This is a genomic window from Serratia sp. JSRIV001 (assembly GCF_019968745.1).
GTDB classification, from domain to species: domain Bacteria; phylum Pseudomonadota; class Gammaproteobacteria; order Enterobacterales; family Enterobacteriaceae; genus Chania; species Chania fonticola_B.
In genome coordinates, this window is the sequence record NZ_CP074147.1 from 5516358 (window position 1) to 5542667 (window position 26310).

19 protein-coding genes are annotated in these 26310 nt (G+C 55.1%); 14 read left to right on the forward strand and 5 right to left on the reverse strand.

Going from position 1 to position 26310, the window contains the following annotated elements; translation table 11 throughout:
- The first annotated feature begins 289 nt into the window (after positions 1 to 289).
- From greB to KGP17_RS25680, 4 genes are all read left to right on the forward strand, one after another.
- Entirely contained in the window at positions 290 to 772 is a 483-nt protein-coding gene (gene greB / locus KGP17_RS25665) for a transcription elongation factor GreB (protein WP_021181715.1), read from the forward strand.
- Positions 773 to 897: 125 nt separating this feature from the next.
- A complete protein-coding gene (locus tag KGP17_RS25670) occupies positions 898 to 3228 on the forward strand; it encodes a Tex family protein (protein ID WP_223498585.1) in 2331 nt (776 codons plus the stop codon).
- A 170-nt stretch (positions 3229 to 3398) separates the two neighbouring features.
- Complete coding sequence (locus KGP17_RS25675) at positions 3399 to 4106, forward strand: DUF1266 domain-containing protein (RefSeq protein ID WP_223498586.1); 708 nt, start codon at positions 3399 to 3401, stop codon at positions 4104 to 4106.
- Positions 4103 to 6826, forward strand: coding sequence for a DUF805 domain-containing protein (locus tag KGP17_RS25680; RefSeq protein WP_223498587.1), 2724 nt, complete (start codon positions 4103 to 4105; stop codon positions 6824 to 6826). The genes KGP17_RS25675 and KGP17_RS25680 overlap by 4 nt, the downstream gene beginning before the upstream one ends.
- Before the next feature lie 51 nt (positions 6827 to 6877).
- Here the strand turns inward: KGP17_RS25680 and KGP17_RS25685 are convergent, their stop codons facing one another.
- On the reverse strand, positions 6878 to 8569 hold the full coding sequence (locus KGP17_RS25685; protein WP_021807452.1) for a molecular chaperone HscC: 1692 nt from the start codon (positions 8567 to 8569) through the stop codon (positions 6878 to 6880).
- 788 nt (positions 8570 to 9357) lie between these two features.
- Between KGP17_RS25685 and feoA the strand changes: the two genes are divergently transcribed.
- From feoA to KGP17_RS25700, 3 genes are all read left to right on the forward strand, one after another.
- On the forward strand, positions 9358 to 9582 hold the full coding sequence (gene feoA / locus KGP17_RS25690) for a ferrous iron transporter A (protein WP_021807451.1): 225 nt from the start codon (positions 9358 to 9360) through the stop codon (positions 9580 to 9582).
- A 75-nt stretch (positions 9583 to 9657) separates the two neighbouring features.
- Complete coding sequence (gene feoB, locus KGP17_RS25695; RefSeq protein WP_021807450.1) at positions 9658 to 11970, forward strand: Fe(2+) transporter permease subunit FeoB; 2313 nt, start codon at positions 9658 to 9660, stop codon at positions 11968 to 11970.
- Positions 11970 to 12209 (forward strand): FeoC-like transcriptional regulator, encoded by a 240-nt coding sequence (locus KGP17_RS25700; RefSeq protein WP_179253423.1) that lies wholly within the window; start codon positions 11970 to 11972, stop codon positions 12207 to 12209. The genes feoB and KGP17_RS25700 overlap by 1 nt, the downstream gene beginning before the upstream one ends.
- 42 nt (positions 12210 to 12251) lie before the next feature.
- Here the strand turns inward: KGP17_RS25700 and KGP17_RS25705 are convergent, their stop codons facing one another.
- Positions 12252 to 12536, reverse strand: a complete 285-nt coding sequence (locus KGP17_RS25705; protein ID WP_223498588.1) for a YdgH/BhsA/McbA-like domain containing protein — start codon at positions 12534 to 12536, stop codon at positions 12252 to 12254.
- Between the two features lie 300 nt (positions 12537 to 12836).
- The gene (gene bioH / locus KGP17_RS25710) at positions 12837 to 13607 is read right to left on the reverse strand and encodes a pimeloyl-ACP methyl ester esterase BioH (RefSeq protein WP_179253424.1); all 771 of its coding nucleotides are present in this window, start codon (positions 13605 to 13607) and stop codon (positions 12837 to 12839) included.
- A 31-nt stretch (positions 13608 to 13638) separates the two neighbouring features.
- Between bioH and gntX the strand changes: the two genes are divergently transcribed.
- Positions 13639 to 14322 carry a DNA utilization protein GntX gene (gntX, locus tag KGP17_RS25715; RefSeq protein ID WP_179253425.1) on the forward strand — a complete coding sequence of 228 codons (684 nt, stop codon included), beginning with the start codon at positions 13639 to 13641 and terminating at the stop codon, positions 14320 to 14322.
- 58 nt (positions 14323 to 14380) lie between these two features.
- Positions 14381 to 14956 (forward strand): Fe-S biogenesis protein NfuA, encoded by a 576-nt coding sequence (gene nfuA, locus KGP17_RS25720; protein ID WP_021181724.1) that lies wholly within the window; start codon positions 14381 to 14383, stop codon positions 14954 to 14956.
- 72 nt (positions 14957 to 15028) lie between these two features.
- On the opposite strand, the gene malQ is transcribed toward nfuA, so the two are convergent.
- Both malQ and malP read right to left on the reverse strand, forming a co-directional pair.
- Entirely contained in the window at positions 15029 to 17110 is a 2082-nt protein-coding gene (gene malQ / locus KGP17_RS25725) for a 4-alpha-glucanotransferase (protein ID WP_021807446.1), read from the reverse strand.
- Between the two features lie 9 nt (positions 17111 to 17119).
- Positions 17120 to 19525, reverse strand: a complete 2406-nt coding sequence (malP, locus tag KGP17_RS25730) for a maltodextrin phosphorylase (RefSeq protein ID WP_223498589.1) — start codon at positions 19523 to 19525, stop codon at positions 17120 to 17122.
- Positions 19526 to 20118: 593 nt separating this feature from the next.
- Here malP and malT point away from each other — a divergent pair.
- The 5 genes from malT to KGP17_RS25755 all read left to right on the forward strand — a co-directional run bounded on the left by malT (position 20119) and on the right by KGP17_RS25755 (position 26308).
- A complete protein-coding gene (gene malT, locus KGP17_RS25735; RefSeq protein WP_021807443.1) occupies positions 20119 to 22833 on the forward strand; it encodes an HTH-type transcriptional regulator MalT in 2715 nt (904 codons plus the stop codon).
- 317 nt (positions 22834 to 23150) lie between these two features.
- Complete coding sequence (locus KGP17_RS25740) at positions 23151 to 24080, forward strand: autotransporter outer membrane beta-barrel domain-containing protein (RefSeq protein WP_223498590.1); 930 nt, start codon at positions 23151 to 23153, stop codon at positions 24078 to 24080.
- Positions 24081 to 24194: 114 nt separating this feature from the next.
- Positions 24195 to 24521, forward strand: a complete 327-nt coding sequence (glpE, locus tag KGP17_RS25745) for a thiosulfate sulfurtransferase GlpE (RefSeq protein ID WP_021807441.1) — start codon at positions 24195 to 24197, stop codon at positions 24519 to 24521.
- Positions 24522 to 24679: 158 nt separating this feature from the next.
- Positions 24680 to 25516 carry a rhomboid family intramembrane serine protease GlpG gene (gene glpG, locus KGP17_RS25750; protein WP_059201937.1) on the forward strand — a complete coding sequence of 279 codons (837 nt, stop codon included), beginning with the start codon at positions 24680 to 24682 and terminating at the stop codon, positions 25514 to 25516.
- Between the two features lie 33 nt (positions 25517 to 25549).
- Complete coding sequence (locus KGP17_RS25755; RefSeq protein ID WP_021181740.1) at positions 25550 to 26308, forward strand: DeoR/GlpR family transcriptional regulator; 759 nt, start codon at positions 25550 to 25552, stop codon at positions 26306 to 26308.
- The last annotated feature ends 2 nt before the right edge of the window (positions 26309 to 26310 follow it).

Below are 26310 nucleotides of genomic sequence, written 5' to 3' on the forward strand. Positions count from 1 at the left end.
TCGTATTGTTCAAAAACTCCATCATTACTGACAGCGTTTAATGGTATATATTCTAGCCAAAATTGTTACAAAGCTTATTCTTTTGCCCAAATATCAACAATTTTCACTTAAACCGGAGCGGCAGATCGGTAAACAACTTCCCGCTGCGTATGATGTACACTCTTGGCAGAAAACCGCAAGACTGGCGAATTGGCAGTGTACCTCAGGTTTATAAAAAAAACGCCAACGGATATGGTGGCCGCTTTATGCGAGAATGCCCACTGCTCCTGTGATTTGATGATGGATGACGATGAAAACATTGCTGATCACCCGTGAGGGTTACAACAAGCTCAAAAAAGAATTGGATTTTCTGTGGCGTGAAGACCGCCCGGAAGTGACCAAGAAAGTCACCTGGGCCGCCAGCCTGGGCGACCGAAGTGAAAACGCCGATTACCAATACAATAAGAAGCGGCTGCGTGAGATCGATCGTCGAGTACGTTATCTCACCAAGTGCCTTGAGCAACTGAAAATTGTCGATTATTCGCCGCAGCAGGCGGGCAAGGTGTTCTTTGGGGCCTGGGTAGAGATCGAGAATGACGATGGCGATACCAAACGCTTTCGCATCGTGGGTTACGACGAAATCTTTGGCCGTAAAGACTACATCTCCATCGACTCACCCATGGCTCGCGCCTTGCTGAAAAAAGAGGTGGGAGATACGGCTACGGTTGAGACCCCGGCAGGTATTGCCTACTGGACGGTCAACGAGATCGAATATATCAAAGACGAAGAATAGTTGAGACCTTAGGGGCGCCGCATGCTGCGCCCATCAAAACCTCGGCCCTCTGGACTGGCATTTTCCCCCTGCAAAACGTATAACTATCCCCCTATCGATTATCGCTGCTAACAGATACCTGACTTATGACTGATCCACTGAGCCGCATTATTGCAACCGAACTGCAGGCCCGCCCGGAGCAAGTTGACTCCGCCATCCGTCTGCTGGATGAAGGTAATACCGTGCCGTTTATCGCACGCTATCGTAAGGAAGTCACCGGGGGCCTGGATGATACCCAACTGCGTCAGTTGGAGACTCGTCTGGGCTATCTGCGTGAACTGGAAGATCGCCGCCAAACCATTCTCAAGTCCATTGAAGATCAGGGTAAACTGACCGAGCAGTTAGCGGGGGCAATCAACGCCACGCAAAGCAAAACCGAACTCGAAGACCTTTACCTGCCCTACAAACCGAAACGCCGCACCCGTGGGCAGATCGCTATTGAAGCCGGTCTGGAACCGCTGGCAGACTCCCTGTGGCAAGATCCGCAACAGCAGCCAGAGCAACTGGCCGAAGGGTTTGTCGATGCCGAGAAGGGCGTGGCAGACGTCAAAGCGGCGCTGGACGGTGCACGCTACATCCTGATGGAACGCTTTGCCGTAGACGCTGCCCTGCTGGCCAAGGTGCGTGACTACCTGTGGAAAAACGCCCATCTGGTGTCCAAGGTTGTCGAGGAAAAAGAAGAGGAAGGCGCGAAATTCCGTGACTACTTCGATCACCATGAGCCTATTGCGCAAGTGCCTTCGCACCGTGCGCTGGCGATGTTCCGTGGCCGCAATGAAGGCGTGCTGCAACTGGCGCTGAACGCCGATCCGCAGTTTGAAGAAACCCCGCGTGAAAGCCAGGGCGAGCTGATTATCACCAACCATCTCAACCTGCGCCTGAACAACGCGCCGGCAGATGCCTGGCGTAAATCCGTGGTTAACTGGACGTGGCGTATCAAGGTGTTGCTGCATCTGGAAACCGAGCTGATGAGTACCCTGCGTGAGCGTGCGGAAGACGAAGCGATCAACGTTTTCGCCCGCAACATGCACGACCTGCTGATGGCCGCTCCGGCCGGTATGCGCGCTACCATGGGCCTGGATCCTGGCCTGCGCACCGGCGTTAAAGTGGCGGTGGTGGATGCCACCGGCAAGCTGGTTGCCACCGATACCGTCTATCCGCATACCGGGCAGGCAGCCAAAGCCGCTGCGGTCGTTGCCGCGCTGTGTATCAAACACAAGGTTGAGCTGGTTGCCATCGGTAACGGCACCGCATCCCGCGAGACCGAGCGTTTCTTTGCCGAGCTGCAGCAGCAGTTCCCGGACGTTAAAGCCCAGAAAGTGATCGTCAGCGAGGCCGGAGCTTCGGTGTATTCCGCTTCCGAGCTGGCCGCGTTGGAGTTCCCGAACCTGGACGTTTCGCTGCGCGGTGCGGTTTCCATCGCCCGCCGTCTGCAAGATCCGTTGGCGGAACTGGTGAAGATCGACCCTAAATCTATCGGCGTGGGCCAATACCAACACGACGTCAGCCAAAGCCAGTTAGCCAAGAAGCTGGACTCGGTGGTGGAAGACTGTGTGAACGCCGTTGGCGTTGATCTGAACACCGCCTCCGTGCCGCTGCTGACCCGCGTAGCTGGCCTGACGCGCATGATGGCGCAGAATATCGTCACCTGGCGTGATGAGAATGGCCGCTTCAGCAACCGTGAACAGCTGCTGAAAGTGAGCCGTTTGGGGCCAAAAGCCTTCGAGCAATGCGCGGGCTTCCTGCGCATCAACCACGGCGATAACCCGCTGGATGCGTCAACCGTTCACCCGGAAACCTACCCGGTGGTGGAACGCATTCTGGCCGCAACCCGCCAGGCTCTGCAAGATTTGATGGGCAACCCGAGCGCGGTACGCAGCCTGAAAGCCAGCGACTTTACCGATGAGAAATTCGGCGTACCAACGGTCACCGACATCCTGAAAGAGCTGGAAAAACCGGGCCGCGACCCACGCCCGGAATTCAAAACGGCTACCTTCGCCGAAGGGGTGGAAACCCTCAACGACCTGCAAGTGGGTATGATCCTGGAAGGTTCGGTCACCAACGTCACTAACTTTGGTGCCTTTGTTGATATCGGCGTCCATCAGGATGGCCTGGTGCACATCTCGTCACTGGCGGACAAGTTCGTTGAAGATCCGCATACCGTGGTAAAAGCCGGTGATATCGTCAAGGTGAAGGTGATGGAGGTGGATCTGCAGCGTAAGCGTATCGCGCTGAGCATGCGCCTGGATGAGCAACCGGGTGAAGGTTCACCACGCCGTGGCGGGGGCAATAATAGCGCTCCAGCTCGCGATAAAAACTCACGCCCAGCGGCTAATAAGCCTAAACCACGCAACAGCACCCCGGCAGGTAACAGCGCCATGGGTGATGCGCTGGCCGCGGCGTTTGGCAAGAAATAATGAGCTGAGGGGATAAACCCTTATCCCCTCCTTCGGCTGTCTCTTGGACAAACCTCCTGTTCAAGAGACATCGCCGGCTTATAGATCGTCTCTCCGTTCTGGCCCCTACCTGACTTAATCGGCAGGCTGCTGATGCCGATATAAAACAGGGATTTATTGGAACTTGATTGATGGAACAACACTATCAGCATTGGCTAATGGCTCTTTCCTCTCCCATGGTGGCGCTGAATGCAGATAACGGCCCAACCTTTGATTCACCCAAATTTTATCCCTTCGAGACGACCGTCGATTTGACCGATAGCTGGGGGATCGCCTCGCGTTCTGAAGTGATAAACATGATAATTCGCATGGCGGATGGAGGACATGCGAGAGATCTGGCGCACTACTATTTTCTCTGGCATCGCCTCAGCCCGACCCAATGGCAGGAACGTGTAGAGCAAAATTCAGCGGAAGAACAGGTATTGATGCAAATAGTCGCTGATACGGCGGTTATTTGTGGTGATGGTGGGATCCATTCCTGGGACCTTGGGCGAATGGGATTTCTTTGTCGCATTGCTCTGCTTAATGGCTGGTTCACCGCAGAGGAGAGCCTGTGGTTCCATACCCGGCTAGCACTGCGCGCACGCCACTATTATGCCAACTGGGAAAGCTATTACGCCGCATTTTTCGTCGGCCGAGCCTATTGGCAGTCATTAAACCAGGAAACTCCTGAGCAGCAGCACTATGCTTTTTGCCATCAAAGTGGAACGGAAAACTATATTCAGATGCAACAGCAACTCTATTGCCATGCAGATAGCCCCTTAAAACATCTGGCCTGGCACATTGACTGCCATGAAATAGAGAAACCGGCGTCCCTGGAAGAGGTTGATTGGTCATGAATCAACGTTGCTGGCAAATTTTAGGCATTGAGCCAACCGAAGATCAACAAGCCATTCGTGCCGCCTATCGCAGTAAGCTCCCCGACCATCATCCTGAAAATGACCCGAGCGGTTTTCAGCTATTACGTCAGGCTTTTGAGCACGCGCGAAAACTGGCCGAGACCCCGTTTATGCTGCGTTCTGCACACAGTGCTGAAGATGACGGTTCTCATGATGAGGGAACAACTCAACTCGAACAGGCGCCCGAGCCGTCGCCATCCGCTGCAGAACCATTATTCGAGAGCATGCTGGCCCAATTCGACGCTCTGTTGAATACCCCGGAAACGCGTTATAAGCCACAAAGCTGGCATCGCTATATCGCTCAGCTGGATCAGTACGATATTGCACTCATTGATCGGCTGCGCTGGCATCTGCTCGATCGGGTTTACCACTCAGCATGTATCTCTACCGACTGCGTCAGGTTATTAGCGGAACGTTTAAACTGGCGGCATCGCCTGAACGAACTGGAGCAGGATGACGCGGCCAGGATGGATGATTATTTAGACTATATCGCACGCCCCGATATCTTCGATCTATCCACACTGTCGTCAATCAGCCTGCCTGCTCAAGTAGAAACCGTTGCCTTCTTCCGCCATGCGTATCATCTGTACTGGAATGAGCCAGAATGGATGCTGCGTTTACTGCTGAGTAATCCATCAGTGATTTACTGGCCTGATTGCCCACGGCTAATGAAACAGCTGGCGCAATGGTACAGCCTGGCGGAAGTGCCCAGCGAAACGTTGCGGGATCACTGTTTGGCACAGCTGGCGCTGGACGCAGAGAATAGCGATTGGTTGTACCTGGCTGCCCGGCATTGTGCTTTGCTGCAGGATAATCAGCGGGCGTTTGATTATTGGCTACAGCTATATCGGTTAGAGCAGCACGCGCAGGCCGAGCAAGGCCTATTGGATTGGTGCCGTGAACAGCATCCGGCTTACCTACCGCTGTTGATCCAGGCTTTTGATCGGCCGGTTTACCCTGCTGCGGCAGGGATAGCGGCAGATGATGAGATGCAGAATTTCCTGACCCCGACACAAACGGTACAGACCTTGGTACGCTGGGGAGAGGCCGCTCAGTTTGACTGGGCGGCAGTGCCGATTGCCCAGGCTTATATCCATTGGAAATCCGGTAACGGTCATGTCGGTGTGATGTATGACCAGCTAATGCTTGATGAGGGTTCCGACCCTCTGCGATTACTGTACCGCCACGCCTGCATGCTAACCTTGGGTAATGAAGGCCTGTTGCAGCAAATTATTGACCAGCCTACACCGGCCGATCCCCTACAGGCCCTGATCCTGCAAGGGCTGCAATCTCAGGCGGCACAGCGGCTGGCATGGTTGAATGATTCGAGCGTCATTGCCGACTTCATTCAGTGGCTGGATGGGCCAATTGATCACGAACTGCCAGAGAGATATACCGATACTGGCTCCGCTAGCTGGCATCAAGCCGTCTTCTGGCTACGGCAATGGCGTTACCTGTCACCAGCACGATTGAACCGCTTGTATCAGCAGCCGGCGTTTAGTGCACAGCTTGGCACCATCAATGACTGGCTGAATTATTTAGCTGCAGTGGAGCAGATTGAGATCCCGCCGTTTAGCGACGCTACCGCTCCCTGGGATCAATACCGGCAAACCTGTTTACTGGTGCTATTACTCAACGGGGCGGCCGGGCATATCGATACTGTCCGGCAGATAAACCACTTAACGCTCAGTGAACAGCATCCCGTCTATGAACTGTATCCGTTAATCCGACAACTCGACCCGGCAAAAGGTGACCTAGTCTGGCAGCTTGAGCAACAACTGTTGTTGGACCACCGTCTGCACTTCCTTTGCTGGTTGGAGTTACCTGTATCTATCAGCCAGTTTTTACTCCGCGTGGAGAGCCAGCCAGAGCTGTGCAACTGCACTAATGTCGATCATTTCTATCATCGTGTTGCCAGTTGGCCCGAGGAAATAGAACAGGCTCCGATGGCCGAGCAAGCCTTGCTTTACGCCTTTTTACTACGCCATGGCGACCAGCAAATACAGGACAAAAGCCGGGAGGTGCTTCAACGGTTAGCCTGCGGCAATCAGGTGGAAACCGACCTACAGCTGGCATTACTTAACGGTAAAAAGCCCAAAGCCCTGGGGAGCTCAACGCTGTTTGCCCGGGACTCATTGCTGACAAAAATAGCTCAGGTTGGCTATCGCCTGTATGACTACGATTGGGATAAGTTGGAGCAAGATGAACGTCAACAGTTGATGGCCTGTCTGACAAATAGCAGTCTGTCCCCCATTCTGCGATTGAATGCCGGGTTATTAGTGCAGCTATCGGATCAGCGCGTCATTGAAAAGCAACGTGCGAAGGAGCAAAGGCCAGATACTCGCTTCTGGCAGTTCTGGCAATTTGACCGACGCATCAACCGCCTGGGCCTGCTGGCTCAGTTGACGCTAGTACCGCTGGTGATGGTTGCGGTTTACCTACTGCTCATCAACGTGCTTTCGGCCTGGGTCATTATCGGGTTACTACTGCTCAATACGTTCAGCGCACTGCTGCGGCGCAGCCATGATTTAAACCGTAAATACCCGGTCTTTGAAGCTGTGTTGCTGATAGGCATGCCCTATCTGATCCTGCTGTATCTGCTGATACCCGGCGTGAAGCACGCGAACCAATATGGCCCGCCGCCAGGAGAAAAGCGCTGAGGATTGTGGCGTGAGGAACTGCCCCCAACGTTTTATGGGGGCAGTGGACGATCAGAAACTCATCTCGTCCAGAAAACGTTCCAGCCGCAGGCGTATGGGCTGGATTTTTTGCTCCTGCTGGCTAACCAGCACCGCTTCAAACTCCTGTAGCCACAAACCGATCTGCATACGCTCATCACCCAGTGACTGCGCCCAGGCTTTTTCCAGCCGAGCCTGCAAGGTACGGTTGGACAGCGTATCGCGCGGATGCACTTTTAACTCCTGCAAACGCTGCTGACTTTGCTTTCGCTGTTCTGGGCTCAGGCCAATGGGGCTGTGGTCGATCACTTTTGAGAAGGAATCACCGCTGTCTGGCAAATGGACATCAACCTCTAGCAGCCCATTGATATCGTAACTGAAACGAACGTCCAGTGATTGAATATGGCCGTTAGGCTTTACCGGCACGGTAAACTCATCCACCAGAATATTGTTGTCAACATGTGGGCTTTCCCCCTGATAGATCGCTATCCGGATCGCCTTTTGCTCCACATGCGTCGTGGTGAAGCTTTCCACCCGTGAAGTCGGGACTACGGTATTACGTTCCAGAATCGGTGAGAAAATCCCATGCCGATCCGCATTCGAGGTAGCAATGCCCAGCGTATAGGGACAGACATCCGTCAGGATCACTTCGTCGATATTTTGATCGCGCAGGCGGCAGGCGGCATGAACTGCGGCCCCCAATGCTACGATAGTTCTGGGATCGAGGTGCTGATGCGGCAACTGGCCGAATAGCTTCACCACCAGTTTTTGGATAGTGTTCAGCTTCGTGGCTCCGCCGACCAATACCAGATGATCCATCTGCTGCGGTTGCAAACGCGCATCGTGCAGCACCTGCTCAATCGGTGCGCGCAGGCGATTCAGCAGCGGAAGCCAGATCTCCCCTGCTTTACGTTCATCCAGCTCTATTTCCCATTGTCGATCCTGCCATTGCCAATGCAACTGATGCGAGCCCTGTTGCTGACTGAGCTGGCATTTCCACTGCTCGACGCAATCATACAACCGTGCCATATCGTGGGGCGCAATCTGCGAGGCGTTCAGTTGCCATTCGTTGAGGCAGGCTTTCATGATTGCTTGGGTGAAATCTTCACCGCCAAGATAGTTATCCCCCGCCGAAGCGTGCACCTCAATCAGCGGCAGATCATATTCCAATACCGTGACGTCAAAAGTGCCTCCGCCCAGGTCAAACACCAAAGTACGGCCAACCCCTTGGGTGTGCAGGCCATAAGCCATCGAAGCCGCGGTCGGTTCATTAATCAGCCGCACCGCATTTAAACCCGCCAGTTCAGCGGCAAAGCGGGTTTGCTTACGCTGCTCATCGCTAAAATAGGCAGGTACCGAAATCACAACGTCGCGGATCGGCTGGCCAAGAAAACTCTCTGCGTCTGATTTCAGCGATTTCAGCACGATGGCCGATAGCTCTGGGGCGTCAAACGTCTGTTGGTCCAGTTTGAATTTCTTCTTGCTGCCCATGTAACGTTTAAACAGCGCTGCCGTCTTTTGCGGGTGGGTCGTCAGGCGAGATAACGCAGAGCGGCCAACCAGTATCGCCCCGTCTTCATCAATGCTGACGACCGAGGGGGTAAGAAATTCATTGAGCGCATTGGGGATTAGGCGCGACTCCCCGTCTTGCCAGACACTGATGAGGCTATTGGTGGTGCCTAAATCGATGCCGATTGCCGGAGTAGCGTCATGCTGCTGTAACATCGTCCTGACCTCGTAGAGAAGGATGCTTGCTGCGCCTGATGCTGCTGGTACAGTCGTATTAAGCGCAACAACCTAGTCCATGATGGGGGGTTATTATCGTTTGATATTAACATGATGGTATTACATAGCTCATCGCCATGGAATTTTTTTGCTCGAAAGCCATGTTCTACTTTAGTTGAAAAATTTAGCCAGTTGCTCGTTCCCCTGGCTTTCATCTTTTCTTGCGCCACCGGTAGCGCCACCCCCAACAATTTTGACCTACCGCAATAAAATGGCGATTATTTTGCCACCCGGTTTCGAGCTATCGCTTAAAGCCCGCACTCCGGTAAAAATGCTCCGTTGTTAACACCCTTATTAACACCACCTTTTCAGTTCGTCGATTGTGTCGTAAACACAAATACTTACCCCTCTCATTTACAGCAGGCGATGTTGCCAGATCTGCGCCATAAAACTTTCAGCCACGCCAATAGAGCTACAACTGTTTCATTACCGCAAGAAAATGCACAAATTTGCAACTTAATTAACCTTTTGCACTCATTTGCAGTGCGTTTGGCTTAGTGCTAAAACAGGAGCTGGCAAGGCGTCCATTGCAGATATGACAGCATTTACAATTGCCCATACATTCCGTATTGAATACGATAATTGTTATCACTATGATTCTGTGTATTCATTGCTCTGTTTTTGGCTCGGCGCTCCTGGCCCCATACACCTTTTCACAGGTAGTCTGGGCAGCAAATGTTCTGAAGGTGTCATTCCTGTGGGAATGCTCAACGCATTGAGAAGGCAATATGCAGCTGCTTCCTAAACATACCTATAAAATTACCGGTTTCTCCAGCGAGATTAGCCCGGCCTACCGCCAGAAATTACTGTCGCTTGGCATGCTGCCCGGCTCGCAGTTTGACGTGGTACGCGTGGCACCATTTGGCGATCCGATAGAAATAAAGACTCGCCGCGTTAGCCTGGTACTGCGGAAAAAAGATATAGACCTGATCCTGCTAGATAGCCAAGCGTAACGCGCTGTCCCCGCCTCAGGCAGTTGCCGTGTGCAAACACGGCCGATACTTAATTTACTGATATCACGTTGGTTTATGAAAAAAATCACTATTGGCTTAATCGGTAACCCGAACTCGGGCAAGACGACGCTGTTCAACCAGCTCACCGGAGCACGCCAGCGGGTCGGTAACTGGGCCGGGGTGACGGTTGAGCGTAAAGAGGGCCAGTTTACGACGCCGCAGTCGCAGGTTACGCTGGTTGATTTACCAGGCACCTACTCGCTCACCACCATCTCCGAACAAACCTCGCTGGATGAGCAGATCGCCTGTCACTACATCCTGAGCGGCGATGCGGATATGCTGATCAACGTGGTCGATGCCTCCAATCTGGAACGCAACCTCTACCTGACGCTGCAACTGCTGGAGCTGGGTATTCCGTGCATCGTGGCCTTGAACATGCAAGATATTGCCAAGAGCCAGAATATTGAGATCGATGTCGCCGCCCTGGCCGAGCGCCTTGGCTGCCCGGTGGTATCCATGGTTTCCACCAAGGCCGACGGCATTGGCCTGCTGAAACAGACCATCGACAATCACCGCTTCAATGAGTTAAAAGCGCTGGTGGCCTATCCGCCGCTGCTGTTAGACGAAATCGCTACGCTGACCGAGGCCATGCCTCAACAGTTGCCCACCGAACAACGCCGCTGGCTGGCCCTGCAAATGCTGGAGGGCGACATCTACAGCCATCAGTTAGCCGGGAACGCCACCGATCTGCTGGCTCATTCCAGGCAAGCGCTGCAACAGCAGCAGCAGGAAGATCCCGCGCTGGTAATTGCCGATGCCCGCTACCAGTCGATCGCCACTATCTGCGATGCGGTCAGCAACTCCAAGCTGGCATTGCCAAACCGCCTGACGGAGGTACTGGATCGGGTGATCCTCAACCGCTGGCTGGGGGTGCCGATCTTCCTGCTGGTGATGTACATCATGTTCGTATTGGCGATCAACATCGGTGGCGCACTGCAACCAATCTTCGATCTCGGTTCGGCGGCCATCTTTATTCAGGGCATCCAGTGGATCGGTTATACCCTGCATTTCCCGCAGTGGCTGACCGTCTTCCTGGCGCAGGGCGTGGGGGGCGGTATCAATACCGTGCTGCCGCTGGTTCCCCAGATCGGCATGATGTATCTGTTCCTGTCATTCCTGGAAGACTCCGGCTATATGGCGCGAGCGGCATTTGTGATGGACCGCCTGATGCAGGCGCTCGGGCTGCCGGGTAAATCCTTTGTGCCGCTGATCGTCGGCTTTGGCTGTAACGTGCCGTCCATTATGGGCGCACGCACCTTGGATGCCCCACGTGAACGCCTGATCACCATCATGATGGCCCCCTTTATGTCCTGCGGCGCGCGTTTGGCAATCTTTGCCGTATTCGCCGCGGCCTTCTTCGGCCAGGATGGCGCGGGCGTGGTGTTCTCGCTGTATATGCTCGGCATCGTGGTGGCGATCCTCACCGGCCTGGTGCTGAAATACACCATCATGCGCGGCGAAGCATCACCGTTCGTGATGGAGCTGCCGGTTTATCACGTGCCGCATCTGAAAAGCCTGTTGCTGCAAACCTGGCAACGCCTGAAAGGTTTTGTGCTGCGCGCCGGGAAAGTGATCGTGATTGCCAGCATCTTTATTGGCGGCCTGAACAGCTTCTCGTTCAGCGGGCAGCCGGTAGACAGTATCAATGATTCAGCGCTGGCCTCGGTTTCCAAAGTGCTGACGCCATTATTGCAGCCAATGGGCGTACACAATGATAACTGGCAAGCAACCGTCGGGCTGGTAACCGGGGCGATGGCCAAAGAAGTGGTGGTCGGAACGCTCAACACGCTGTACACCGCAGAGAACATTACCAATGAGCACTTCGATGCCGCCAACTTCAACCTGCTTGATGAGCTAGGCACCGCCGTCAATGAAACCTGGCAGGGCCTGAAGAGCACCTTCAGCCTGAGCGTACTCTCCAACCCTATCGAAGCCAGCAAGGGCGATGGTGAGATGGGCGTGGGCTCAATGGGCGTTATGAGTAGCAAATTTGGCACTTCAATCTCTGCCTACAGCTATCTGATTTTCGTGTTGCTGTACGTTCCCTGCGTTTCGGTGATGGGCGCTATTGCACGTGAGTCCAGCCGGGGTTGGATGACCTTCTCCATCCTGTGGGGGCTGAACGTGGCCTATTCGCTGGCAACGCTGTTCTATCAGATCGCGACCTTCAGCCAACATCCGCAATACAGCGCGACAGCGATCCTGATCGTGCTGCTGTTCAATGCGCTGGTGCTATTGGGCTTGCGCAAGGCTCGTAGCCGCGTAACGATCCGTTTGCGTAGCGCCACCTCGGCGTCCTGTTGTCAAAGTTCGGGTGACTGCCACTAATGGCCAGCCTGCTGCAAATCCGTGATGCGCTTGCCCTTCGGGGCAGCGCTCAGGCGCAACAGCTGAGTCAGCAGTTGGCAACGCCCTTGCCATTGGTTGAAGCAATGCTGCAACGTTTGACCGCCATGGGGAAAGTTGAACGCATTGAGCTCGATAGCAACGAATGCCTGAGCGGCAGCTGTAAGAGTTGCCCAGAAGGGCTGGCTTGTAACACGGTGATTTATCGTTTGAAGGGGTGAATACAGGGGCGCAATAGTTTGCCTGCACCCCCTACTTGAAGATTATTGCTTGTCTTTATACACATCCGCTACGGCGCTGAACTTGCCGTGCTCACGGGCAGCCAGCACGACATAGTATTGGCCCCCTTTCTCATCGGCCAGTTTGGACAATTCATCTTTCAAGTCCATCGGATCGGTGGCCTGTGCTGTTGAAGACACGGTACCAATTTTCTCATACTTGCCTGGGTTCTTATCCAGCTCGTCCTTAGTTAGCAAGGTTGCAGACATCGAACCGAAAGACACTGAACCTACAATCAACGCCGCAACGATCATCTTCAATGATTTCATGATAATACCTCTCAATGGATAAATTGGATTTTTATGAAAGCGACTCACAACAAATGCGTCATCGAGCTTGGCTACTGCGACGTCTAACAGCTTCGTTGCTTTCCCTGACGAAGCTCCCTCTGCCCAGAAACAAATCGCCAAAGTGAAGATTGATAAGCTTATATTCACCTTGTAGCCACGCATTTACCCCTTCAAGTATCGAACAGGTTTAGTTTTTATCCACTTATTGGTTAAAAATTTACCGCCGTTTTGTGCGTTTATAATCTGTAATCAATGAGATATCGCCGCCAGACCGCGCCATTACTCGGTTGCAACAAATTGATTAATAATGTTAGCGAATGCTTCGGGGTGAGAGATAAACGGCGCATGGGCCGCTTTGGCGATCACCTCCGAGGTGGAGTTTGGCCACAATTCATCCAACAGGCTAGCCACTTTGCGCGGCACCAGCCCGTCGAGGTAACCATAAATACGCAGTACCGGCATCGTCAGTGCCGCCAACGATTGGCGTTGATCCACCGTACGTAGCATCTCCAGGCCTCCGTTCAGCACCTCAACGCCCGGTATCGGCTGATTAAGCACTACGGTTTTCAACTGGCGCGCATCCTGACGAGCGCTTTCCGTGCCCAACGTTTGCAACGCCAGAAAACGTTCCACGGTGCGCTGGAAATCATGGCTGAGCTGCTGCTGGAAGCCACTGAGCACCTCCGGGCGGATCCCCGGCCACGGGTCGTGCGCCGTAAAGCAGGGCGAAGAAGCTACGGTGATCAGCCCGGTTACCCGCTCAGGCTGCATAAGGGCGATCTGCCCGGCAACCAATCCACCAAGGGACCACCCCAGCCAATAAGCCTGCTTGGGTGCTGCGGCCAGCAGTATCTCTGCCATCTCCGTTAACGAGACGGCCCCATAGCCCTGGCTGCGGCCATAGCCAGGCAAGTCCACCAGATGTAGGCGAAAATGCGGAGCCAATCGCTCCAATGTGCAACCCCAGACCTCGGCATTCAATCCCCATCCGTGCAGCAGCACAAGATCGCGATCGCCCTCTCCCAGTGTTTTCCAATACAGCTCAGTCATCAGTTATTGTCCTGCTAAAACGGAGGTGACTATGCTACCAATCCACAGCCGCTGTTGGCTATGCCGGCAACCATTACGGCTGATGCAACAGGGTATCTGCAGCTACTGCCTACGCACGTTGCCCGCCAAACCCTCTTGCTGCCCGGTTTGCGGTTTGCCCAGTGGAGATCCCCATCAGCCTTGCGGACGATGTCTGCAAAAGGCGCCACCTTGGCAAGCCTTGGTATTTGTTTCGGATTATCGCCCGCCCATCAGCACCCTGGTGAAAAATTTCAAATTCCAGCAGACACCCGCACTGGCTCCCACTCTGGCTCGTTTGATCCTGCTGCACTGGCTGCAGGCGCACCGAGAGCAACATCTGAACAGACCGGAGGTGATTTTAGCGGTACCCTTGCAGGATAAACGCTGCTGGCGACGTGGCTATAACCAAAGCGAGCTGTTGGCCCTGCCACTGGCCCGCTGGTTGGGCTGCGAATATCGCCCTGCGGCCTTACGCCGCATCAGGGCAACCGCGCCACAACAGCAATTGATAGCGCGCCTGCGGCGGCGTAATCTGCGTGGGGCTTTTCGTTGTGATGAGAACCTGGCAGGAAAACATGTGGCGCTGCTGGATGATGTGGTTACCACTGGCAGCACCATGGCGGAAATCGCTACACTGTTACAGAAGCAGGGCGTCGCATCATTGCAGATTTGGTGCGTTTGCCGCACGTTGTAGTACCACGGCAATGGGCGTATTATAACCTACTATAGAAGTCAACTATTGAGCTAATGCTATGATCCGTATAACAGATGCTGCACAGGAACACTTTGCCAAGCTGTTGGCAAGCCAAGAAGAAGGCACCCAAATCCGCGTATTCGTGATCAATCCGGGTACGCCGACGGCCGAATGCGGTGTCTCTTATTGCCCGCCAGACGCGGTGGAAGCGACAGATACCGAACTCAAGTTCGAGAAGCTGTCCGCTTACGTCGATGAGCTGAGCGCGCCTTATCTGGACGACGCCGAAATCGACTTCGTCACCGATCAGCTCGGCTCACAGCTGACGCTGAAAGCGCCGAACGCCAAAATGCGCAAAGTGGACGACAATGCGCCACTGATGGAGCGCGTTGAGTACGTGCTGCAATCGCAGATCAACCCGCAGCTGGCTGGCCACGGTGGCCGTGTGACGCTGATGGAAATCACCGACGACGCGCTGGCCATCCTGCAGTTCGGCGGCGGTTGCAACGGTTGTTCAATGGTCGACGTGACGCTGAAGGAAGGGATCGAGAAAGAGCTGCTGCAAAAGTTCCCGGAACTGAAAGGCGTGCGCGATCTCACCGAGCACCAGCGCGGCGAACACTCCTACTACTGATAACTGTCAGGGCGCAATTCCGTTTTGCGCCCTGCCTGTCTCCATCGGGGTCGGTAAGCCGCCCCGATGCATTTAGCCTACCGAAACCTTCCTGCGTCGCTTATCCAAATCCTTCAATAAACGGTTGACCTCAGCATCGTCAAACATCGCTTCCAAGGTCTGGCTCAGCTTGCGCCGCCAGTTCGGGTACTGATCGCTGGTGCCGGGAATATTGACCGGTTCCGCCATATCCAGCCAGTCTTCAGGTTGCAGGCCCAGCAGCGCGCTGGCGCTGTCTGCCACATAGCGTTGCAGACCCCGGTTCAGCAACGGGCTCATGCTCAACAACGAGGCTTTCTTGCCGACCTTTTGCGGTACGCAGCCGTAGCGATGCAGCCCGTCCAGTAGCCCTTGCTTGGCCCGTTCACGATCGGCAAACAGCTCTTTGAGCACTTCCGCATCCGGGTATAGCCCCAGTTGCTTGCCGAGCGTCAGATCGCCGCTTTGCCAATAGCCACGCAGCGTTGGCAGATCGTGGGTGGTAATGGTCGCCATTGCCTGCACCGGATAAGACTGCGGCGCACGGAACTGCTTCTCCGCATCGTGCTCGAAATACAGCACCTTGTAGGAATAGACGCCGCTATCACGCAGTTTGCCGACGATCTCCACCGGCACGGTCCCTAAATCCTCCCCAATCACCATGCAACGATGGCGCTGACTCTCCAAGGCCAACAGCGCCAGCAGATCGTCAACCGGGTATTTCACATAGGCACCGTGATCGGCCGTTTCACCATAAGGGATCCACCATAAACGCAGCATCGCCATCACGTGATCGATACGCAAGGCGCCACAGCTGGTCATGTTGGCCCGCAGCAAATCGATAAACGGCTGATAACCCCGCGCCACCATCACATGTGGATCCATCGGCGGCAGGCCCCAATTTTGCCCCAGCGGCCCGAGAATATCCGGCGGAGCACCCACCGAGGCTTGCATGCAATACAGCTCGCGTTCACACCAGGTTTCCGCCCCTCCCTCTGCCACCCCGACCGCCAGATCGCGGTACAGGCCAATCGGCATCTGGCACTGCTGGCTTTGGCCGAAGCACTCGGCAAACTGGCTGGCCGCCAACCATTGCAGCCACAGGTAGAAGGTAACCTCATCCTCATGCTGCTTACAGAAGGTTTCCACTGCCGGGCCGTTGCCCTGCTGATACTCCTCCGGCCAGGCTGGCCATCCCCACATAGTGCTGTCTTTGGCACTGAGATGGGCATGTAACGCGTCGAACGTTGCCTGCTGATACAGGCTGCTGCCTCCTTCGCCGACGAAGCGCTCAAATTCCTGCTTCAGCGCATCCTGCGGCTTGCGGGCCTGGAAATGCGGGAAAGCCAGCTTCAACGCCGCCAGCTTCAGCTGCGTTACCGTGCTGTAGTCCACCAGCTCACTACTACGCGCCTTGGCCAACAGCTTCTGCGTCGCAGCCTTCTGCCACCATTTTTGCGCAGCCTGGCTGAGCTGGAAATCCTCCACCACGTTGACGTCGATATACACCACGTTCAACCAGCGGCGCGAAGACGGGCTATAAGGGCTGGCGCTTTCCGGACTGGCCGGATACAGCGCGTGGATCGGGTTGAGCCCGATAAAGGCGCCGCCGCGTTCACCCACCTCACCGACCATCGCCCGCAGATCGCCAAAGTCGCCAATCCCCCAGTTACGCTCGGAACGCAGCGTGTAGAGCTGTACACAGGCTCCCCACAGCTTCTTGCCGGTCAACAAGGCATCCGGCTCGTAGCAACGCTTGGGGGCGACAATCAGCCGGCAGGCCCATTGCTGCTCCCCCTGTGACAACGTGAGCTGGTGATAACCCAGCGGTAACTTGCCAGGCAGAGTCAGGGTTTTGTGCGCACTAGCACGGCCTTCTTGCTGGCTACCGTCCTCACGCAACAATACCCACTGAAACTCGCCATCTCCCCCCAGCGGCAGCGCCACCGGGTTACCATGATAAAAGACTTTAACCAGCGGCAAGGGAGCCGTTGAGGGCTGCAACGACGCCGGGTTCATCGCCGCCAACAGCTTGCGTTTGGTTTCCGGCGAAATCGCCTGGCGTTGGCCGTGGGCATTGATGTAATCGGCAGCAATCCCAGCCTGGGCTGCTACCTGATCGATACCTTTACTCATTCGCACTCCTTAACGCTTGGCTTGCCAAATGCGTTGCTGATAGTCACGGATCGAACGATCCGAGCTGAACATGCCTACGCGCGCGGTGTTAAGGATAGTGCGGCGCGTCCATTCGTCGCGGTCACGATACAGTTTGTCTACCTGCCGTTGAGCTTCGCAGTAGGAAGCAAAGTCCGCCAGCACCAGATACGGATCGCCACCTTCCAACAGGCTGTGCAGCATCATATCGAAGGCGTGCTTGTCACCGTGACTGAATGCGCCGCTGGCCAGTTCATCCAGGATTGCCTTCAGGTGTTTGTCTTTTTTGCGATAGCTCAGCGGATCATAACCCTTGGCCAACAGCGCTTTGACCTGCTCCACGGTGTTGCCGAAAATAAAGATGTTGTCCTCGCCGACCTGCTCGGCGATCTCGACGTTGGCTCCGTCCAGCGTGCCAACGGTCAGTGCGCCGTTCAGCGCCAGCTTCATATTCCCGGTGCCCGACGCTTCTTTACCGGCGGTGGAGATCTGCTCGGAAATGTCCGCCGCCGGGATCATCAGTTCAGCGACGGAAACGCGGTAATCAGGGATGAAGGCCACTTTCAGGCGATCTTTGACGATCGGATCGTTATTGATCTTCTCTGCGGCCTGATTGATCGCATAGATGATGTTCTTCGCCAGGTAATAGCCCGGCGCGGCTTTGGCACCAAACAGGAATACGCGTGGCACGATGTCCAGATCCGGGTTATCCCGCAGCTGGCGATACAGCGAAAGAATGTGCAGCAGGTTCAGATGCTGGCGCTTGTACTCGTGCAGGCGTTTGATCTGCACGTCGAAGATCGCGTCTGGATTGAGCGTCAGCCCCATTACGCTCTGCACGTAGTTGGCGAGGACCACCTTGTTATCGCGTTTAATCTGCTGGTACTTCTCGCGGAAAGCGGCGTCTTCAGCGTATTTTTCCAAGCCCTTCAGCGCATCAAGATCGTTGGCCCACTCCACTTTCAGGGTGGTATCGATCAGGCCTGACAATGCCGGGTTACACTGCTTGAGCCAGCGGCGCGGCGTAATACCGTTGGTGACGTTGTGGAATTTGTTCGGCCACAGCTGGTGATATTCCGGGAACAGATCTTTTACCACCAGGTCCGAGTGCAGCTGGGCCACACCGTTCACCGCAAAGCCGCTGACCACGCACAGGTTGGCCATGCGCACCTGCTTGTTGTGGTGCACCGCCAGCTTGGCCCACACCGCCTCATCGCCCGGCCAGTGTTGGTCTACCAACCGCTTAAAGTTGGCATTGATCTGCTTGATAATGGAGAAGTGGCGCGGCAGCAGGCTGCGGACCAGTTTCTCATCCCAGCACTCCAGGGCTTCCGGCATCAGGGTGTGGTTGGTATAGGCAAAGGTCTTGCTGGTGATCGCCCAGGCCGCATCCCAATCCAGTTGGTGCTCATCGAGCAGAATACGCAGCAGCTCTGGAATGGCGATGGTTGGGTGGGTGTCGTTGAGTTGGATCACTTCGTACTTCGGCAACTCTTCAATCTTGCGCCCGGCCTGATGGTGCTTACGCAGAATATCGGCCACCGAGCAGGCACACTGGAAATACTGCTGCATCAGGCGCAGGCGTTTGCCAGCCTGATGGTTGTCATTCGGATAGAGCACTTTGGTCAGCTTGGCGGCTTCTACGCCCTGCTTTTCCGCCTGCAGGAATTTGCCGTCGTTGAAATCCCCCAGATCGAATGGATGACTATGCGTTGCCTGCCACAGTCGCAGCGGCTGAGTGACTCCGTTACGGAAGCCCAGCACCGGCAGATCCCAAGCTTCCCCACGCAGGGTAAACTCCGGGTGCCACAGTTCGCGGCCATCGGCCAGTTTCTCTACCTTACCACCAATCCCGACATCCACGGCCAACGCCGCATTATGGCGGAACCACGGGTAGCTCTCGCGCTGCCAGTTATCCGGCGCCTCTTGCTGATGCCCCTCTTTGAACGACTGACGGAACAGCCCGTATTGATAGTTCAGCCCATAGCCGGTAGCCGGTTGCTCCACCGTGGCCATCGAGTCCAGGAAACAGGCGGCTAAACGCCCCAGGCCACCGTTACCTAACGCCGGATCGGTTTCCTGCTCCAACAGATCGGCCAGCTTGACGTCCTGCTCTGCCAACGCCGCCTCAACGGTGTCATACCAGCCAAGGTTGATCAGGTTATTGGCCGTCAGGCGGCCAATCAGGAATTCCATCGAGATGTAGTTTACATGGCGCAACGACTTGCTGCTTTTACGCGGTGCAGGCTGCGCGGCCAGCTGTTCGGCGAGAGCGGCACTTACGGCCTCCCACCATTGATGCTGAGTCATCTGCTGTGCGGAGCTGAGGCCAAAACGCTGCCACTGACGAGTCAGTGCAGCCAGAAAAACGTCCTTTTTGAGCATAGGCTGTGACATAGGTAAAACTCTCTATCCGGTGTACCCGTCGTCTTTCAAGCGGCAACTTGAGTTCCATTGGGTAGTAAATGGGCCAATTTTTTCACTATCGTGCCGGGGAGAACCCGCAATGGCATCATCCCGCCTGGGGATTAGCTGGGGAGGAGGATTGGGGCGTAGCTGAAACTGTGATCTCAGGCACTTTTTAAGCCCCCTTGCGTGCGGTAAGAAAGCCCATCGATATCACCGGTGAGCATAAAATCGACGGCAAACCTCAGGACGTTAGCACAGTTATGATAGCTGATGAAGTTTTGTACTCGTCCACTAACGGCCGAAAAACAGGGTAATTTCTGAGGGTAATCAGGCGCGATGTAAAGCGCAGTTAGAGCTGAACCGAGGGCAAACATAAAAAAGTGTGATCAATAGCAATTTAACTTCAAGCCAAAGCGCAAGCTTGTTGCATTACCGTTGACGATGTTCGAAGTTAAAGAGGGGGATTAATTACGAGCTACAAAATAATTAACTCAACCCGGTCCCGAGACAGGAACACGGTGAAATAAATTCCTTCGGGCAGTCCTTCGGCGGCGGGAACCGCACTTTACACCTGGAATATTATGCTGATCCCATCAAAACTGAGCCGTCCGGTACGGCTGCAAAATACCGTGGTACGCGATCGTCTGCTGGCGAAGCTGGCTGGTGCGGCTAACTATCGCCTGACATTGGTCAATTGCCCGGCAGGATACGGTAAGACCACGCTGGTGGCACAATGGGCCGCGGGCAAATCGGATCTGGGGTGGTACTCCCTGGACGAGAGCGACAACCAGCCGGAGCGCTTCGCCAGCTATCTGATCGCCGCGCTGCAACAGGCTACCACTGGCCACTGCGTGAAAAGCGAGGCATTAAGCCAGAAACACCAATACGCCAACCTTTCGGCGCTGTTTGCCCAGCTGTTTATCGAGCTGTCTGACTGGCACCAGCCGCTGTACCTGGTGATCGACGATTACCACCTGATCACCAATGACCAGATCCATGAAGCAATGCGTTTCTTCCTGCGCCACCAGCCAGAAAATCTGACGCTGCTGATCCTTTCCCGCACTCTGCCTCCCCTGGGGATCGCCAATCTTCGCGTACGCGATCAGCTGTTAGAGCTGAGCACGCGCCAATTGGCTTTTAATCATCAGGAGGCGAAACAGTTCTTTGACTGCCGCCTTACCTCCCCGCTGGAGCACAATGACAGCAGCCGTCTGTGTGACGAAGTGGAGGGGTGGGCAACCGCCTTACAGCTAATCGCGCTCTCCGCCCGCCAATCCACCTCTTCCGCTCAGCAATCTGCCAAACGTCTGGCCGGGCTGAACGCCAGCCACCTGTCCGATTATCTGGTGGATGAGGTGCTGGATCGCGTTGATGCCGATGCCCGCGCGTTCCTGTTGCGCTGCTCGGTTTTGCGTTCGATGAACGACGCGTTGATCGTTCGCCTGACCGGGGAAGACAACGGCCAGCAGCGCCTGGAAGAGCTTGAGCGCCAGGGCCTGTTTATTCACCGTATGGACGACACAGGCGAGTGGTTCTGTTTCCACCCGCTGTTTGCCTCGTTCCTGCGCCAGCGTTGCCAGTGGGAATTGGCGCTGGAACTGCCAGGCCTGCACCATGCGGCGGCAGAAGGATGGCTGGCGCTCGGGTACCCGGCGGAAGCCATTCACCATGCGTTGGCAGCCAGCGATGTCAGCATGTTGCGCGATATCCTGCTGCAACATGCCTGGTCGTTGTTCCATCACAGCGAACTGGCCTTGCTGGAGGAGTGTCTGAATGCCCTGCCGTACGAACGGCTGATCCAGAACCCGAAACTGGCGCTGCTGCAAGCCTGGCTGGCACAAAGCCAGCATCGTTACAGCGAAGTGAATACCCAGCTGGAACGCGCCGAACAGGCCATGCTCCAGCAAAAGATCGTCATTGACCAGACTCTGCATGCTGAATTTGACGCGCTGCGTGCTCAGGTGGCGATCAACGCCGGTAAACCGGAAGAGGCCGAACGCCTGGCCACCGAGGCGCTGAAATTCCTGCCGCTATCCAGCTATTACAGCCGCATCGTGGCCACCTCCGTTACCGGTGAGGTTCACCACTGCAAAGGGGAACTGGCACGGGCGCTGCCCATGATGCAGCAAACCGAACAAATGGCCCGCCGCCATCAGGCTTATCACTATGCGCTGTGGGCGCTGTTGCAGCAGAGCGAAATTCTGATCGCGCAAGGGTTCCTGCAAGCCGCCTATGAAACGCAGGATAAGGCTTTCGAACTGGTGCGTGAACAGCATCTGGAGCAGTTACCGATGCACGAATTCCTGCTGCGCATCCGCTCACAGGTGCTCTGGTCGTGGTCACGGTTGGACGAAGCCGAAGAAGCGGCACGTGAAGGGCTAAAGGTGTTGGCTAACTACCAGCCGCAGCAGCAGTTGCAATGCCTGGCGATGTTGGCGAAATGCTCGCTGGCGCGTGGCGATCTGGATAATGCCAATGCTCACCTGCTGCGCAGCGAAGTCCTGCTGCATGGCTCGCAGTATCACCGAGACTGGCTGACCAATGCCGATAAACCCAGGGTGATCCACTGGCAGATGACCGGGGATACCACCGCAGCGGCCAATTGGCTGCGCAATACCGAAAAACCGGGGATGGCCAACAACCACTTTACGCAGGGGCAATGGCGTAATATCGCCCGTGTCCAGATCCTGCTTGGGCAGTACGAAGAAGCCGAAGTGGTGTTGGACGAGCTGAACGAAAATGCCCGCCGCCTGCGGTTGGTGAGCGATCTCAACCGTAACCTGCTGCTCAGTAACCACCTCTACTGGCAGATGGACCGCAAAGTGGACGCCCAGCGCGCGCTGATAGAATCGCTCTCGCTGGCCAACCGTACCGGGTTTATCAGCCACTTTGTGATCGAGGGAGAGGCCATGGCGCAGCAACTGCGTCAACTGATCCAGCTCAACACGCTGCCAGAAATGGAACAGCATCGCGCCCAGCGCATTCTGCGTGATATAAACCAGCATCACCGACACAAGTTCGCTCATTTTGACGAGAACTTCGTCGATAAGCTGCTAACTCACCCGCAAGTACCAGAATTGATCCGCACGAGCCCGCTGACACAGCGTGAATGGCAGGTGCTGGGCCTGATTTACTCCGGTTACAGCAACGATCAGATTGCCGGGGAACTGGCCGTGGCGGCCACCACCATCAAAACCCATATCCGTAATCTGTATCAGAAACTGGGGGTCGCACATCGCCAGGAAGCGGTGCAGCAAGCACAGCAGTTGCTGAAAATGATGGGTTATGGCGCGTAGTTTTAAAAGTAGATCAGTAGGTTAAACCCGGTACGGCCCCCTTTCCCACAGCGAGAGGGGGCCGTACGTGCCACATTTGACCACTGCGTTCGACCATAAATCTGCAAGTTTGGGGAATATATAGAGCCTGATATATCCACCAAATAAATAGGTCGGGCGATATCACTGGCGGTCAATCTAAAGCCCGCCTGTTTTCTCATGACATTATCGTTTCATCTGGGTACTATTGCGGCAAATTTCCATAGGGAGTTGGGATTGTGGCAATAAACAGCAAAGCACTTATTACAACCGGAATTTATCTTATTGGCTCTCAAGCCATGGCGAGCCCGGATACCCTCATCGATTATAGTTCTCGGCCCGACGCCGGGGTTTATCTGGGGAATCAGGTTGCCGCATCAACGTTATTTTCTCATACCTTGCACCAAAGAAAGACCGCGCCAGGGGACAGTCAATTCTGGATGCGCGTTTCGGGTTATCACAGTAAGGATCTGAGCGCGGGCGATAACGGCTTGCCCGTCGATATGGATCGTCAGGTCTTTATGCTTGGCGGGGATTTGCTGGCCTTGGATAACAACAAAGAAGAGTGGACGGCAGGCCTGATGACCGGCTACGGCCACGCCAAGAGCAGCGCTAACAACGCCACCCTCTCATCCGAAGGTAAAGTCGACGGCTATTCTATCGGCGCTTACAGCACCTGGTATCAGGATAAGAAAAAGCATTCTGGGGCGTATGTGGATTCCTGGCTGCAATATGCCTGGTTTAACAACAGCGTGACCTATGCCCAGGGCAAGCAGAATTATGACAGCACCGGTTTTAGCGCCTCGCTGGAAACCGGCTATGCCTTGCAGCCGTTTTCGGCTCTCGAATTAATTATCGAACCACAGCTGCAGATTATTTATAACCGCTTCGATGCCGATAATTATCAGAATCCGGCAGGCGTCTATATTCATCAGGCCGATGCGCCAAACTTTACTTCACGCGTCGGTATTCGCTGGTATAGCGATCAAGACGATTATACCACCGCCTATCTCGCCACCAACTGGTGGCATAATAGTGGCAAGAACGCGGTAAACTTTAATGATACGCGGGTAGAATCCAATTCCCTGGATGATCTGTTTGAGGTTAAGTTAGGCCTGCATTCGCCGAGTACTTACAACATGCAGCTGTGGTTTGAAGGCGGGATCACCCAGGGAGCCAACAGCTACCAGGATTACGGCGGCACCTTGGGTGTGAGCTATCGCTGGTAATAACGCTAAGGCTTGTAAGTCGGCGGGGATAAAGTCCCTGCTGTTGCTCTGGTCTAAATCCAGCCAAAGTTGGATACAATACCGGCATTCCCCATTACCCGGTATTTTGCAGTTATGGAACAGTTTGAAACGATCGACGTTGTGCAAGCACACCAACGCCTGAAAGACGGTAGCGCCGCACTGGTTGATATCCGCGATCCACAAAGCTTTGAAGCTGGGCATACGCCAGGCGCTTTTCATCTGACCAACGCCACCCTGTCCGCCTTTATGCAGCAGAACGAGTTCGATCGCCCGGTGATGGTCATGTGCTATCACGGCAACAGCAGCCGCAGCGCCGCGCAGTATCTGCTGCATCAGGGGTTTGACGCGGTTTACAGTATTGATGGCGGCTTTGAGGCCTGGGCCCGCCAGTTCCCACAGGACGTCGAGACCTCCGCCTAATCCCCTTTTGGCCGCCTTTCTGGGCGGCCAATTGCTGAATTCTGCACTGTTTTTGTCAGATCCCTTCCCTGCGCTCAGGATTTCAACGGTATAATCAGCCGCCAATGCCATCGGCGGTTTTGCCCGTGGCCAAAGTCATCTACTTAGACGGAAAATCTATGGTTCGAGTGATCGCCGTTTCCAACCCTCGCCTGGCGCAGGCCTTTGTCGATTACATGGCAACGCAGGGGGTTGTACTTGAAGTCCGCGCCACGGGCGATGCAGCCGAAATCTGGCTGGCGGATGAGGCCCATCTGGAGCAGGTGCAACACGAATTGCAACAGTTCCTGCTCGATCCGTTCAACCGCCGCTATCAGGCCGCCAGTTGGCAGGCAGGCAGCACCGATGCCGGTCTACAGTATCAACAGTTTTCTTACCTGCAAATCATCCGCAGCAAGGCCGGGCCACTGACGCTGACGGTGATGAGCCTGTGTATTCTGGTCTATATCCTGATGCAGGTGCTGGGTGATGATACCGTCATGTTCTGGCTCTCCTGGCCGCAAAACAGCTCGCAATATGGCCAGCTGTGGCGCTGGGTCAGCCATGCGTTTCTGCACTTCTCGCTGCTGCACATTACCTTTAACCTGATGTGGTGGTGGTATCTTGGTGGTCCGGTGGAAAAACTCCTCGGCACCGGCAAGCTGTTTGTGATCGCCGTAGTGTCGGCCTTTTTCAGCGGCTGGGCGCAGTCGTTGTTCAGCGGTGCGCTGTTCGGCGGGCTTTCCGGGGTAGTTTACGCGCTGATGGGCTACGTCTGGCTGAGCGGTGAACGCGCACCGGAACGCGGTTTGAACCTGCCAAGGGGCTTGATGGTCTTTTCCGCGCTCTGGCTGGTGGCCGGTTATTTCGATATTTTAGGAATGTCGATCGCCAATGCGGCACACGTTGCCGGTTTAGTGATAGGGTTATTAATGGCATTCTGGGATACGCGGCATCGCGCGCACAACGAACAATAACAACCAGGCACATCGGTGTATTAGGGGAATATCGTGAAGCAAACACAGCGTCATGACGCAATTATCGAATTAGTGCGCCTACAGGGATATGTCAGTACGGAAGAGCTGGTGGAGCACTTTGCCGTCAGCCCGCAAACCATTCGCCGTGATTTGAATGACCTGGCCGATCAGAACAAAATACAGCGTCATCACGGTGGCGCTGCGTTACCGTCCAGTTCGGTAAACACCGCTTATCACGATCGCAAGGTGATGTGGTCGGAAGAGAAAGCCCGCATCGCCCAGCGCGTAGCCAGCCAGATACCGGACGGTGCCACGCTGTTTATCGATATTGGTACCACGCCGGAAGCGGTAGCCCACGCCTTGATGGGCCATAAAAATCTGCGGGTCGTGACCAACAACCTGAACGTGGCCACCCTGCTCACCGCCAAGGAGGATTTCCGTCTGATCCTGGCCGGTGGCGAAGTCCGTACCCGCGATGGCGGCATTATGGGCGAAGCCACGCTGGACTTTATCTCCCAGTTCCGCCTTGATTTCGGCATACTCGGCATCAGCGGCATCGATATGGATGGCTCGCTGCTCGAATTCGACTATCACGAAGTGCGAACCAAACGCGCGATTATCGAAAACTCCCGCTGCGTGATGTTGGTTACCGACCATTCCAAGTTTGGCCGTAACGCGATGGTGAACCTGGGGAACATGAACCTGATCGACTATCTGTTTACCGATCAGGCTCCGCCACCCAGCGTGATGAAGATTATCGAGCAGTACGACGTACAGCTGGAACTCTGCTGATC

What these genes read in the sequence shown, in the direction of transcription:
- greB (WP_021181715.1), top strand. Translation starts at nt 290, where the DNA reads ATGAAAACATTGCTGATCACCCGTGAGGGTTACAACAAGCTCAAAAAA.
- KGP17_RS25670 (WP_223498585.1), top strand. Translation starts at nt 898, where the DNA reads ATGACTGATCCACTGAGCCGCATTATTGCAACCGAACTGCAGGCCCGC.
- KGP17_RS25675 (WP_223498586.1), top strand. Translation starts at nt 3,399, where the DNA reads ATGGAACAACACTATCAGCATTGGCTAATGGCTCTTTCCTCTCCCATG.
- KGP17_RS25680 (WP_223498587.1), top strand. Translation starts at nt 4,103, where the DNA reads ATGAATCAACGTTGCTGGCAAATTTTAGGCATTGAGCCAACCGAAGAT.
- KGP17_RS25685 (WP_021807452.1), bottom strand. Translation starts at nt 8,569, where the DNA reads ATGTTACAGCAGCATGACGCTACTCCGGCAATCGGCATCGATTTAGGC.
- feoA (WP_021807451.1), top strand. Translation starts at nt 9,358, where the DNA reads ATGCAGCTGCTTCCTAAACATACCTATAAAATTACCGGTTTCTCCAGC.
- feoB (WP_021807450.1), top strand. Translation starts at nt 9,658, where the DNA reads ATGAAAAAAATCACTATTGGCTTAATCGGTAACCCGAACTCGGGCAAG.
- KGP17_RS25700 (WP_179253423.1), top strand. Translation starts at nt 11,970, where the DNA reads ATGGCCAGCCTGCTGCAAATCCGTGATGCGCTTGCCCTTCGGGGCAGC.
- KGP17_RS25705 (WP_223498588.1), bottom strand. Translation starts at nt 12,536, where the DNA reads ATGAAATCATTGAAGATGATCGTTGCGGCGTTGATTGTAGGTTCAGTG.
- bioH (WP_179253424.1), bottom strand. Translation starts at nt 13,607, where the DNA reads ATGACTGAGCTGTATTGGAAAACACTGGGAGAGGGCGATCGCGATCTT.
- gntX (WP_179253425.1), top strand. Translation starts at nt 13,639, where the DNA reads ATGCTACCAATCCACAGCCGCTGTTGGCTATGCCGGCAACCATTACGG.
- nfuA (WP_021181724.1), top strand. Translation starts at nt 14,381, where the DNA reads ATGATCCGTATAACAGATGCTGCACAGGAACACTTTGCCAAGCTGTTG.
- malQ (WP_021807446.1), bottom strand. Translation starts at nt 17,110, where the DNA reads ATGAGTAAAGGTATCGATCAGGTAGCAGCCCAGGCTGGGATTGCTGCC.
- malP (WP_223498589.1), bottom strand. Translation starts at nt 19,525, where the DNA reads ATGTCACAGCCTATGCTCAAAAAGGACGTTTTTCTGGCTGCACTGACT.
- malT (WP_021807443.1), top strand. Translation starts at nt 20,119, where the DNA reads ATGCTGATCCCATCAAAACTGAGCCGTCCGGTACGGCTGCAAAATACC.
- KGP17_RS25740 (WP_223498590.1), top strand. Translation starts at nt 23,151, where the DNA reads ATGGCGAGCCCGGATACCCTCATCGATTATAGTTCTCGGCCCGACGCC.
- glpE (WP_021807441.1), top strand. Translation starts at nt 24,195, where the DNA reads ATGGAACAGTTTGAAACGATCGACGTTGTGCAAGCACACCAACGCCTG.
- glpG (WP_059201937.1), top strand. Translation starts at nt 24,680, where the DNA reads ATGGTTCGAGTGATCGCCGTTTCCAACCCTCGCCTGGCGCAGGCCTTT.